Raw genomic sequence first — 12,100 nt, 5'->3', positions numbered from 1 at the left:
AGGCGGTACAGCCACGCCCAGGCACAGTCAAGGCAGATCCATGACTGCAAAGGACTGCCTTGAAAAACCACACCCCCACCCTGAGTGCCGCCGTGCTCTGCGCCGCGCTGCTGTCGGCTACTGCGGCCCATGCGCAGCACCCCGCGCTGCAAAAAGCAGGTGATGTGCAGTATGTCTGCGGCGGCATTGGCATTGATGAATCGACCGCGATGCGTGCGGCGATGAAGGACTACCCGCTGTCGCTGCTGTTTGCGACCAAGTCGGGCGACTACCTCGCAAAGATCCAGGTGGTGATTGCCGATGGCAAGGGGCAGGAAGTGGCGCAGTTCCAGGCCCAAGGGCCCGTCTGCCTGCTGCGCCTGGACAGCGGTCGCTACACAGTCAAGGCCAGCGCCGATGGCGGCAAGACGATCGACCAGGGTGTCGAGGTGGGGCCAGCCGGTACGCCCGGCAAGACACTGGACTACCGCTTCTGATCGATCAGACGGCAGGGCCCAGGCTGCCGGAGATCGCACTGATACGGCCCTGGCCGTCCAGATCGGCAACGATGCGGTGTGGGCCATGCTGGCCGGTGATGCGCGAGCCCGTCTCCTGCACGCTGAAGCCCTTGGCCGGCAGGTAGTGCTGCAGCAGCACACGGTGGTCCAGCTCGAAATCGCTGATCAGTTGCGACACGACGGTCGGCACACGTTCGGGCTGGGGCGCGGTCGTGGGCAGGCCATGGTCGGGATCGATCAGCGCCAGCAAGATGCCCTCGCCATAGTTGCCCAGGTAGTAGCCAGCGCTGTTGTCGGCGCCAGCGGCAATCAGGCCGATCACATGCAGGTCTTCCTGGCGCAGCGCGGTGCGCGGCTCGGTGAACAGCGCCAGGTTCTTGGCCGCGCCAAAGCCTTGCAGCTGGCGTGCCACTTCGGTAAAGGCGGGCGCCACCTCGGCCTGGGTATGGGCCCAGATCCACAGCCAGGTGCCTGATTGGAAGGAGTAGGAGCCCAGCACCTGCATGCGAAAACGCAGGTCATCGCCAAAGGCGATCAGGCCCTGGGCCGTATCGGCCGACCAGGGGCGGTCACCCACCCTCTCGGCAAAATCGAGTTGGCGGTCCCAGGCCATGCCGGCATAGGCGGACAGCGCCTCGCGCAGTGCGGGATCGGCAATGGACGGAGGGACTTCGGCTTCACGGGCCGCTGCGGCCTCGAACAGATCGGCCTGCGGGCTGGGCGCTGCCTCGGCTGCTAGATGGGCAGCGGGTGCTGCGGGCACATCGCCAGCGCTGGGCGTGCCGACCAAGGGCGCAGCCAGCTCGGCCGCCGGGTCAAAGGCCGGCTCACGCGTGCCGCGCGCAGGCTCCTGCGGCGTACCGCCTGCCGCTGCGGCGGGGTGCGGGGTCGGGGTTTCAGCGGGGGCAGCCGTTGGCGCAGAGGGGCTCAGCCAGCCAAACAGTTTTTGCCACAATCCCATGGTGTTGATTCTCCTGCGGTAGCGGCACGCCCCATGCGCCCCAAGCGTCAAAGACCACAGCTTTGGGCCTATTGACGCTCAAAATGGGCACCTGCGCGCACCCATCGCCGCTTTGCTGCTATCAGTATAGGTGCAAACCACCATACCCCTGTTTTGCAGTTGCAACGGGGTGTAGGTCCACTACTGTACAGGAAGGGCTGGGCCGCTGCCCAAAAAACCGGCCCTCGCCTACCAGCACCCGCCACGCCAGTGGGGCTCAGTTCAGCGCCATGCTCAGACGGCGGCGGTAGCTGCTGAGCAATGCACCCACCTCGTCCTCCTGCTTGCTGGCCTTGCCCGTCAGCGCAATGCCGCCGGCCGTAGTGCCGGGCACCGTGTCTGCGGCCTTGGGCTTGGGCGGGGTCAGCAGCTCCAGGATGGCGACAAACAGCTTGCGTGCAGCCTGGTCGTTCCAGGTTTTGTCACGCATGATGATCTCCAGCAGCTCGTCCATGCTGGCGGTCCACTGGCCTTCGGCCATCAGCGCCTGCGCCTTCGCAAAGCGCGTGTCGAAGTCGCGCTTGTTGGCGGCAATGGCCGCGTCGAACTGCTCGAGCGGCCAATCGCCCCGGTCGTCCTCGTGCACAAAGCGGATCGCCTGGGCCCAGGCCTTCAAGGCCACAAAGCGCAGCGGCTGCTGGATGCGCTTGAGCGGCTCCTCGATCTGGGCTTCAGCCTCGGTCACCGCGCCCGTCTGGATCAGCAGGCGGGCATAGTCAAAACGGGCATCGTCATTGCTGGGGTCGGCCGCCAGCGACTCTTGCAGCATCTGCAGCGCGGCCTGCACATCGCCGCTGTCCAGCAGTTGCTGGGCCTCATCGGCGCCCGCTTCGGCGGCCATGGCTGCTTCCGACGGCAGATGCTTGTCCAGAAACTCGCGCAGCTTGCCTTCCGGTTGGGCGCCCATGAAACCATCGACGGGCTTGCCGCCGATCATCAGCACGCAGGTCGGAATGGAGCGGATGCCGAACATGCCTGCCAGCTGCTGCTCCTGGTCCGAATCGATCTTGACCAGCTTGAAGCGGCCGCCGTAGTCGACTTCGAGCTTATCCAGCAAGGGGCCCAGGGTTTTGCAAGGGCCGCACCAAGGTGCCCAAAAGTCCACCAGCACGGGCACCTGCATGGATGCCTGGATGACTTCGGCTTCAAAATTCTCAATGGTGACGTCGATCATGTCGCTAAAAATCCGTGTTGATCAGGCAGCTTCACTGCAAAAAGTAAAATGGCGGGTTCCACCCTGGCGCGGGGCCGGCATTCTTGCCTTAGACACCCGCCAACCCACACTATGACACCCATCCAAGTTGGCGTGGTCATGGGCTCCAGCAGCGACTGGGAGACCATGCAGCACGCAGTAGCCATTCTCCAGCAATTCGGTATTGCCTTTGAGGCCCAGGTGGTCTCGGCCCACCGCATGCCTGACGACATGTTCCGTTTTGCCGAGAGCGCCGTAGAACGGGGCCTCAAGGCCATCATCGCCGGCGCTGGGGGCGCAGCCCACCTGCCTGGGATGATAGCCGCTAAAACCCCGGTGCCCGTGCTGGGCGTGCCCGTGGCCAGCCGCCACCTGCAAGGCGTTGATTCGCTGCATTCCATCGTGCAGATGCCCAAGGGCGTGCCCGTCGCCACCTTCGCGATCGGCCAGGCCGGTGCGGCCAATGCCGCCCTGTTTGCCGTGGCCATGCTGGCCAATGAAGACCCTGCGCTGCGCGCCAAGCTCGATGCCTTCCGCGCCGAGCAGACCGAAGCGGCCCGCAACATGACCTTGCCGGTGAACGCATGAGCACCACCAGCCACAGCGCCTCGGCGCAAGACCAGGCCCAAGCCATTTTGCCCGGCGCCACCCTGGGCGTGCTGGGCGGCGGCCAGCTGGGCCGCATGTTTGCCCATGCCGCCCAGTCGATGGGCTACTTCACCGCCGTGCTGGATGCGGATGCGACCAGCCCGGCCGGCCTGGTCAGCCACCACCATGTGCGCAGCGGCTATGAAGACCCGCAAGGCCTGGCCGAGCTGGCGCGCCTGTGCGCTGCGGTGACCACCGAGTTCGAGAATGTGCCCGCCGCCGCGCTGAACCAGCTCGCGCAAAGCCTGCCGGTGTCGCCCGCCGGCGCATCCGTGGCCATCGCCCAGGACCGCGCTGCGGAAAAAGCCCACTTTGTGAAATGCGGCGTGCCCTGCGCACCCTATGCGGTCATAGAGACGGCCGAGCAGCTGGCCGCCGTCAACGACGCGCTGCTGCCCGGCATTTTGAAGACCTCCCGCATGGGCTATGACGGCAAGGGCCAGATCCGCGTCAAGACCCGCGAGGAGCTGACTGCGGCCTGGACCGAGCTCAAGCAGGTGGCCTGCGTGCTCGAGAAGATGCTGCCGCTCGCCCATGAGTGCTCGGTCATCGTCGCGCGCAGCCGCCAGGGCGATATCGTGCACCTGCCGGTGCAGCGCAACCTGCACCGCGAAGGCATTCTGGCGGTGACCGAGGTCTATGCCGGCAACCTGCCTGCCGCGCAGGCCGAGCAGGCCATTGCGGCGGCCCAGTCGGTGGCCCAGGGCCTGGACTATGTCGGCGTGCTCTGCGTGGAATTCTTTGTGCTCGATGGCGGCCAGCTGGTCGTCAACGAGATCGCCCCGCGCCCGCACAACAGCGGCCACTACAGCCAGAACGCGCTGGATGTGTCGCAGTTCGAGCTGCAGGTGCGCTGCATGGCCAACCTGCCCTTGGTGCAACCGCGCCAGCACAGCGCTGCCATCATGCTCAACCTGCTGGGCGACCTGTGGTTCCAGGACAGCGCCAGCGCGCAGACCCCCGCCTGGGACCAGGTGCTGGCCCTGCCCGGCTGCCACCTGCACCTGTACGGCAAGGTCGATGCCAAGCGTGGCCGCAAGATGGGCCACCTGAACATCACGGCTGCCACGCCCGAGCAGGTGCGCGAGACGGCCCTCAAAGCTGCTGCCATCCTGGGCATTGCCGCGTTCTAAGAGGACTACACGTGATTCTGGATGGAAAGCTCGACGCCTCGGTGCGCGCCGCCGCGCTGGCGCTGCAGGCGGGGCAACTGGTTGGCTTGCCGACCGAGACGGTCTACGGCCTGGCCGCCGACAGCGACAACGACGCCGCCGTGGCGCAGATCTTCAGCGCCAAGGGCCGGCCTGCCGACCACCCGCTGATCGTGCATGTGGCCGATGCCGCAGGCGTGCAGCGCTACGCCAAGGCCGTGCCGGTGTTTGCCCAGCAGCTCATCGATGCGTTCTGGCCCGGGCCCCTCACCCTGATCCTGCCGCGCCTGCCCGGTGCGGCGATGGCATCGACGGCCGGACAGGACAGCGTGGGCCTGCGCTGCCCCTCGCACCCGGTGGCGCAAGCGGTGCTGCAGGCCTGCCAGCAGCTCAGCCCGCCCGTCTGGGGCGTCTCGGCGCCCAGCGCCAACCGCTTTGGCCGCGTCAGCCCGACCACGGCCGCCCATGTGGCGGCCGAACTGGGTGACGCACTGCTGGTGCTCGACGGCGGCGCCTGCGATATCGGCATTGAGTCGACCATTGTCGATTGCACGCGTGGCGTGCCCGTGCTGCTGCGCCCCGGCGCCATCACGCGCGACGATATCGAGCGCGCCTGCGGCACCCGCCCGCTGTCGATGCAGGAGCTGACGGCCGATACCCCGCGCGCCTCGGGCACCTTGCTCGCGCACTATGCGCCCAGCGCCAAGGTCAGGCTGATGGATGCCAAGCAGCTGCAATCGGCGCTCGATGTGCTGGGGGCCGACGCGCGGCATATCGCCATCTACCACCGCGGCCCACTGCGCAGCGCCAGCCCCCATCTGCGCCTGCAGCCCATGCCCCATGCGCCGCTGGCTGCGGCCCGCGAGCTGTTTGGCCTGCTGCGCGACTTGGACGACTGGGGCGCCAAGCTCATCTGGATCGAAACCCCGCCGGAGACGGCAGATTGGGAAGGCGTCAGCGACCGTCTGCAGCGCGCGGCGGCGGCTGGCTGAGCCGCCTAGCCCCTGGCGTTTTACCTCTCTTTACCTCATCACCTTGGTGGCCTGGATCAGCCTCGCTACACTACGCTCTACTTACTGGAGAACTCACATGGCAGCAAATTGGATGCGCCGTACCGTGTTGACCGCCGTGGCTGGTGCCTCGGTGGCCATGCTGGCGGCCTGCGGATCGAGCTCAACCGCGAACTCGATTCGCCCCGACAGCATCATCACCTTTGGTGATGCAATGACCGACCTGGGCCAAAACCCCAATGGCCGTCCCTACTCGGTCAGCAACGGCAGCTACAACAACTGGACGCGTGAAATCGCCTACCGCTATGACCTGACGATCACCGCGGCCAAGGATGGTGGCACCGCCTATGCCTACGGCAATGCCCGCGTCTCCCAGCCCGATGCCACCGGCGTGACCAATGCCCCCTCCATCACCGCGCAGATCGACAGCTACCTGGCGGCCCACCCAACCTTCACCAGCAACCAGTTTGTGCTGATGAGTGGCGGCATGAGCGACGTGATCGCCGGCTACAACGAATACGCCGCCGGCACCAAGACCCGCGACCAGTACCTGGCCGACATGACCACCGCTGGCCAGCAGATGGCAGCGCAGGTGCGTCGCCTCAACAGCGCAGGCGCCCCCCGCGTGCTGACCGTGGGCACGCCCAACCTGGGCCGCACGCTATGGGCCACCAGCCTGGACAACGCGCAACCCAGCGCCGACCCCAAGCCATCGAACACGCTGGAAGCGGCCACCACCGCCTTCAACAATGGCCTGCTGAACGCCTTGTATGGCCTGTCGGGCACCGAAGTGCTGTACGCTGACGTGCAGTACTACTTCAACTCGATGACCGGCAACCCCGGCAGCTACAGCTTCACCAACTCCACCGATCCGGCCTGCACGACCGCAGATGCCACCAATGGCCTGAACATTGGCGTCAACCAGATCAACTCCTCGCTGTGCACCGCCGACACCTTGGTGGAAGCCTCCAAGGTCGACCAGTACCTGTTCTCCGACCTGGTGAACTACACGCCCCAAGCGCACCGCCGCTTTGGCGACTGGGTCTATGACCGCATGAAGGCGAATTGGTAAGCTGCTGTCCTTGGCAAGCGCTTAACGAAAAAATGGACACCAAGGTGTCCATTTTTTTATGGCCGCCTCAACACGGCTGCGGCATCTCAGACCCGCCGATCAAGCCCGCATGCTGCCAAACTTGCCGCTGTTGAAGTCATTGACCGCCTGCACGATTTCCTGCTGGCTGTTCATCACAAAGGGGCCGTAGCCGACGATGGGCTCGTCAATCGGCTCGCCGCTCATCAGCAGCAAGGCCACATCGCCATTGGCCTCCAGTGTCAGCTTGCGGCCTTCCTGGGCCATCACCACCAGCTGCGCCTCACGCGCCACATCGTTGCCGTTGACCAGCACCGTGCCCTGCACGATGGCCAGCGCCGTGCTCCAGCCTTCGGGCAGCTCCAGCTCCAGCTTTTCACCGGCGACCAGGCGCAGATCCCAGACCTGCATCGGCGTGAAGGTCTTGGCAGGGCCCTGCTGGCCTTGGTAATCGCCGGCAATCACGCGCAGCTGGCCGCCGCCAGGCAAGGCCACCGCAGGGATCTGCGACTGGACAATCGCCTGGTAGCCCGCGGGCGCGCCCTTGTCCTTGGCAGGCAGGTTGACCCACAGCTGCAGCATGCGCAGCGTGCCACCATGGGCGGTAAACGCAGGCGAATGGAACTCCTCGTGCAGGATGCCAGCGCCGGCCGTCATCCATTGCACATCGCCAGGGCCTATCTCGCCGCCCTGGCCGGTCGAGTCGCGGTGCGCGACCTCGCCGTCATAGACGATGGTCACGGTCTCAAAGCCCCGGTGCGGGTGCTGGCCCACACCGCGCGGCGCGCTGGCAGGGGCAAACTCGGCCGGGCCGGCACAATCAAGCAGCAAAAAGGGGCTCAGCAGCTTGCCGTGGCTTTGGTAGGAAAACAGTGAACGCACAGGAAAGCCGTCGCCAACCCAATGCTGGCGGGGTGCGTCTTGGACATGCAGTACGTTTTTCATCGGGGATTCCTGTCTGGCCTCCAAGCTAGGTGTCGGAAGGCTGTACCGTTATTGTGGGGTTGAAACACTGCGAGCGGTAGACGGCATAATTCGCCTTGATAGTTCTATTTTTTGAACGATAAGACCATCCCGCAGAGCACCCCATGCAGCCATTCGACCTCAATGACCTGTTCTATTTCGTCCAAGTCGTCGACCATGGCGGCTTTGCGCCCGCCGGGCGCGCGCTGGGCATGCCCAAGTCCAAGCTCAGCCGCCGCATTGCGCTGCTCGAAGAGCGCCTGGGCGTGCGCCTTTTGCTGCGCTCCACACGCAAGTTCGCGGTGACCGAGCTGGGTCAGACCTACTACCAGCACTGCAAGGCCATGCTGGTCGAGGCCGAGGCCGCGCAGCTGAGCATCGAGGCGGTGCAGTCCCAGCCCCGGGGCGTCGTGCGCCTGAGTTGCCCCATCACCTTGCTCCATGAACTGGTCGAGCGCATGCTGACCGACTTCATGGTCATGTACCCCGAGGTGACGATCCAGCTGGAGGCCACCAACCGCCCGGTCGATGTGATTGGCGAGGGCTTTGACCTGGCGATTCGCGTGCGCACCATGCCGCTGGAGGACAGTGACCTGTCGGTGCGCATGCTTTCTGTCCATGCCCAGCACCTGGTGGCCAGCCCCATCCTGACCGCGCGCCAGGGCATTGTGCGCAGCCCTGCCGATCTGTCGCAGTGGCCCAGCCTCTGGCTGGGTTCGCCCGAGCAGCAGTTTGTGTGGAAGCTCGAACACGACAGCATGCCCAGCATCCAGGTCCCGCACACGCCTCGCCTGATCACGACCGACATGGTGGCACTGCGCAGTGCGGCGATGGCCGGCCTGGGTGTCGTGCAGTTGCCGATGATCATGGTGCACGAGCAGCTGGACAAAGGCACCTTGGTCAAAGTGCTGCCCGAATGGGGCCCGCGCAAGGAGGCAGTGCATGCGGTATTCGCCTCCCGCCGGGGCATGCTGCCGGCGGTGCGGGCATTGATCGACCATCTGGCGGCCGCATTCGCCAAAGTGCCCGGCTGCTGAGGCGGCCGGGCACAGGTTGGCTAGGTCGCAGCGCTCAAGCGCTGCGCGCTTACAGCATGCGCCTTCTGCGCGCCATACCCAGGCCCGCGATCAGGCCCGTCAGCACCAGATAGGCCCAGGGACTGCCCACCGGCACCGCGCGCAGCTTGCCGTTGTTGCCGCCATCGATGGGGTCAACCACGCTGCCATCACTGGTCAGCGGATTGCTGACGCTCAGCGCCACATCGCTGCCAGCAGGTATCACCACCGGGTTGGCGCTGTACACCGGCGCCCCCCAGTGGTAGCCCGCAGGCGCTGCGGCCTTGCCCGTCTCAGTCACTGTGCAGCTGGCATTCGCAGGCAGATCGGCCAAGTGGACGCTGGCTTCTTGCCCATTGGCTACCGTAACGCTGGCGGTGTGCATGCCGTCCGGGCCGCAATCCAGGCTGAAGTCGAAGCTGCCATTGGCGGCTGCAACGCCTGCTGCCGGGCCGGTGATGCGCTTGGTCAGTTGCACACCGCCCGTCAGCCGCTGCAGGCGGTTGGTCACCGTAAAGCCCTGGGCCTGCTCGGCAATCTCTGGCGCACCGCTCCAGCCATAGCCCGCAGGGGCCGCCGGCGGCGTGTCTTCGGTGGCCGTGCAACTGTCGCCTTCAAACACCGTCAGTGCTGCGCTGGTGCCGCTGGTCGCGCCTGCGGCGACCGTGGCCGTCCAGGTTTGCGCAGGCTGCGTGCCGCAGCTCAGGCTGCCACTGAAGGTCATCGCCTGGGGCAAGCCCGTCGCCAGGCCTGCAATGCTCTTGGTCACCGTCTTGGTGGTCGTCGGTGCAAAGATCTGCAGGTTCACATAGCTCTCGTTGGACGCAAGGATGGGGTCAATCACGCCAGCAGGTACCGCCGCATAGGCGGTATTGGTGTAGGTGCCCGGTTGGCCACCCGCGGTGGTCTGGATGACAAAGCGCACCGCGCCGCCATTGCCCAGCGACGTCACCACACTGCTCACGGTGCGGGTGGCCGGGTCATAGTCGACCGTTGCGCCGCACTGTGCAGGTGCCACCAGCACGCTGCAGCTGGCATCGCTGAACACCACGCCAGCGGGCAGTGGATCGGAGAAGACCACATTGCTGGTGTCGGCCGGGCCGGCGTTGTGCATGTCCACCGCGTAGGTCACCTGCGCGCCGCTGGTGGCCGTGACCGGGTTGACCGATTTGTTGACCGACACGTTCGAGCAGCTAAAGCGCTGCATGGTCGTCGTGGCCACGTTGTCGGAAGGCACCGCCTCTTCGACGCCATCGCCAGGGTTGGCCGAGAACTCGTTGACCAGATAGCCCGATGGCCAGTCACAGCTGCTTTGGGAATAGCTGTAGGTCAGGCTGTAGCCGATGGTCAGACTGCCACCCACCGGCAGCTGTGGCACCTGCGCCTGGAAAGGCCAGGAAAACCCGCTGATGCTGCCCGTATAAGGCGCAGGAAACACTGAAGCGTCCGGGCACACGGCACCACCGGCTGCTGAGCAGCTGATCGCAGACGATTGCACATCCAGGCGGTTGGCCAACTCAAACGTGATCAGACGATCGGCGATGGACGCACCATCGGCAGCTGCAGGGCCCTTGTTGGTCACGGTCATCGTGTAATGGACGGGCACACCCGGCTGGTACAGGTCCGCGCTTTGCGTCTTGGTCACCGCCAGATCCGTTCTGGGGCATGCCGGCGTGGCCGGCACCAGGATACCCACCGACGCCACGTTGTTGCTGGTGTTGGAGTCGGTCATGTTGTCGGGCGGGTTCGCCGAGAACTCATTGTTCAGACCACCCAGGGTGCGCCCGCATGGAATGCTGCCATTGAAGCGGGTTTGCACCTGGTAGATGATGGTCAGCCGCCCGTTGACGGGCAAGACCGGCACCTGGGTATTGAACAAGCTCACATACGAGGCATTGCCGCTCGGCTCCAGGAACTCCGAGGACGGTGGGCAGACTGCGCCCCCTTCGGCGAAGCAGCTTTGAAACTGCGTGTCGACCGCGAAGTAATTGGCCGAGCCGCCATGGGTGCGGATGATGTCCGCGATGCTGGCGCCGTTGGCCGCGTTCGGGCCAGCATTGACCAAGGTCATCGTATAGGTCAACAAATCCCCCATGGCAGGCACCGGCGGGTCCTGGGTCTTGCTCACCTGCAGATCCGTCGTGGGACAGGCGGGCGTGCCGGGCACCTGCAAAATGGCAGTCTGCTGGTTGTCGGCCGGGGTGGTGTCCACCATGCCATCGAGCAGCTGGAGCGAAGCCTGGTTGAACAACTGGCCGGCGGGGCGACCGCAGGCGGCATTGGGCACCAGATAAGGCGTCATCGTATAGGTGACGACCACCGCGCCACCAGGCGGCAACACTGGCACCGTGGCGTTGAACACCGGGCTGTAGTCGTTGGCACCGCTGTGGTTGGGGAAGCTGGCATTGTCCGGGCATTGCGCGCCACCGCTGGCCGTGCACTGGTTGAACACCAGATCTGCCCCAATGTGGCTGATAAAGCTGTTGCTCAGCCGGTCGTACAGCGCCACGCCATCGGCAGCGCCCACGCCGTTGTTGCGCAAGCTGATGGTGTAGGTCAGCGGCACGCCGCTTTGGAAGCTGTCGCTGCTTTGCGTCTTGGTGACGGCCAGGTTCACCTCATAGCGCATGGCCGTGCTGATCGAGCTGCTGTTGGAGCCCGGCACCGGATCGGAGGTCCCTGCCGGGGCACTGATGGTCGCTGTATTGGTCAACGTGCTGGGGCCCGTCACGCCAAAACGGGCCTGGATCTCCACCCGCACCTTGCCCTGGTTGGGAAAGCTGGCCAACGTGCCAGACACCACGCCACCGGCCAAGGCCAGATCGGCCGGGCAGGTCGCACCACCCGTGGCCAGCGTACAGGCCAGCGTGACATTCGCCAGACCGGCGGGCAACACGTCCTCAAAACGCGCGCCATTCGCCGCGTTGGGACCGTTGTTATCCATCTCCAGCACATAGCTCACCGGCGTGCCGCCCACAGCCGATGATGGGCCGGATTTGGTGATTTGCACGTCAGCCACCTGGGCCAGCGCGTACAGCGGCGAGGCAGCGAACAGCAGCACCGCAGCCTTGGCCTTAGCGCGGTGCAGCAAAAATGGCCACCATGATTGTTTGAGCATCATTGTTCTTTCCACATAAATAATAAAAAAACAATTTGCGATAGAGAAAATGCATTAATTCAGGAAAAAAATTTCCTGGTTTCCGAATTCTTCAAAAAGCAGCAAGTACCCACATAAAAGCACTTCTCTCAGCAAAAAACCAAAGACGCAATTATCCGCAACCTGTTAGAAAATGTACCAACCGCTTGGTTAACAAAACATTAAGAAACATTTGTTGTAAATCTATTGACGATTTATTGACAATTACCCTTGGGTAAACCCCAGGTAGCGGCGGCGGGGGGCGCAGGCGGTTTGGATCGCCATGGCGTGCAAGAAGTCGATGGCCATGGGGGCGTTGCTCTGGATAACAGCGACCGTGCAGCCGATGGCGCACCAC

Annotated in this window: 10 protein-coding genes; 6 read left to right on the top strand and 4 right to left on the bottom strand. The window is 64.8% G+C overall.

Features of this window, described 5'->3' with window-relative positions:
* Nucleotides 1–59 precede the first annotated feature (59 nt).
* Nucleotides 60–476 (top strand): carboxypeptidase regulatory-like domain-containing protein, encoded by a 417-nt coding sequence (locus DCO45_RS12510; RefSeq protein WP_232539502.1) that lies wholly within the window; start codon nucleotides 60–62, stop codon nucleotides 474–476.
* Between the two features lie 4 nt (nucleotides 477–480).
* Here the strand turns inward: DCO45_RS12510 and DCO45_RS12505 are convergent, their stop codons facing one another.
* Together DCO45_RS12505 and trxA are read right to left on the bottom strand one after the other, a co-directional pair.
* The gene (locus tag DCO45_RS12505) at nucleotides 481–1,458 is read right to left on the bottom strand and encodes a DUF6882 domain-containing protein (protein ID WP_133248151.1); all 978 of its coding nucleotides are present in this window, start codon (nucleotides 1,456–1,458) and stop codon (nucleotides 481–483) included.
* Between the two features lie 256 nt (nucleotides 1,459–1,714).
* The gene (gene trxA / locus DCO45_RS12500; protein WP_116926147.1) at nucleotides 1,715–2,671 is read right to left on the bottom strand and encodes a thioredoxin; all 957 of its coding nucleotides are present in this window, start codon (nucleotides 2,669–2,671) and stop codon (nucleotides 1,715–1,717) included.
* 111 nt (nucleotides 2,672–2,782) lie between these two features.
* On the opposite strand from trxA, the gene purE reads away from it, so the two are divergent.
* From purE to DCO45_RS12480, 4 genes are all read left to right on the top strand, one after another.
* Complete coding sequence (gene purE, locus DCO45_RS12495; protein WP_116926146.1) at nucleotides 2,783–3,277, top strand: 5-(carboxyamino)imidazole ribonucleotide mutase; 495 nt, start codon at nucleotides 2,783–2,785, stop codon at nucleotides 3,275–3,277.
* Nucleotides 3,274–4,470 (top strand): 5-(carboxyamino)imidazole ribonucleotide synthase, encoded by a 1,197-nt coding sequence (locus DCO45_RS12490; RefSeq protein WP_116926145.1) that lies wholly within the window; start codon nucleotides 3,274–3,276, stop codon nucleotides 4,468–4,470. Before purE ends, DCO45_RS12490 begins: the two co-directional genes overlap by 4 nt.
* An 11-nt stretch (nucleotides 4,471–4,481) precedes the next feature.
* Nucleotides 4,482–5,480 carry an L-threonylcarbamoyladenylate synthase gene (locus DCO45_RS12485; protein ID WP_116926144.1) on the top strand — a complete coding sequence of 333 codons (999 nt, stop codon included), beginning with the start codon at nucleotides 4,482–4,484 and terminating at the stop codon, nucleotides 5,478–5,480.
* A gap of 97 nt (nucleotides 5,481–5,577) precedes the next feature.
* Entirely contained in the window at nucleotides 5,578–6,570 is a 993-nt protein-coding gene (locus DCO45_RS12480; RefSeq protein WP_116926143.1) for an SGNH/GDSL hydrolase family protein, read from the top strand.
* Nucleotides 6,571–6,669: 99 nt separating this feature from the next.
* On the opposite strand, the gene DCO45_RS12475 is transcribed toward DCO45_RS12480, so the two are convergent.
* Complete coding sequence (locus DCO45_RS12475; RefSeq protein WP_116926142.1) at nucleotides 6,670–7,533, bottom strand: pirin family protein; 864 nt, start codon at nucleotides 7,531–7,533, stop codon at nucleotides 6,670–6,672.
* Nucleotides 7,534–7,676: 143 nt separating this feature from the next.
* Here DCO45_RS12475 and DCO45_RS12470 point away from each other — a divergent pair, with 143 nt between their 5' ends.
* Nucleotides 7,677–8,588 carry a LysR family transcriptional regulator gene (locus DCO45_RS12470; RefSeq protein ID WP_116926141.1) on the top strand — a complete coding sequence of 304 codons (912 nt, stop codon included), beginning with the start codon at nucleotides 7,677–7,679 and terminating at the stop codon, nucleotides 8,586–8,588.
* A gap of 49 nt (nucleotides 8,589–8,637) precedes the next feature.
* Here DCO45_RS12470 and DCO45_RS12465 read toward each other — a convergent pair whose 3' ends face one another.
* The gene (locus tag DCO45_RS12465; protein ID WP_165841193.1) at nucleotides 8,638–11,724 is read right to left on the bottom strand and encodes a DUF5979 domain-containing protein; all 3,087 of its coding nucleotides are present in this window, start codon (nucleotides 11,722–11,724) and stop codon (nucleotides 8,638–8,640) included.
* Between the last annotated feature and the right edge of the window lie 376 nt (nucleotides 11,725–12,100).

Source organism: Comamonas sp. JNW (assembly GCF_003105075.1).
In the GTDB taxonomy this organism is placed as follows: domain Bacteria; phylum Pseudomonadota; class Gammaproteobacteria; order Burkholderiales; family Burkholderiaceae_C; genus Comamonas; species Comamonas squillarum.
The sequence above is the reverse complement of the archived record's forward strand: the minus strand, read 5'-3'. Positions and strand labels throughout refer to the sequence as shown.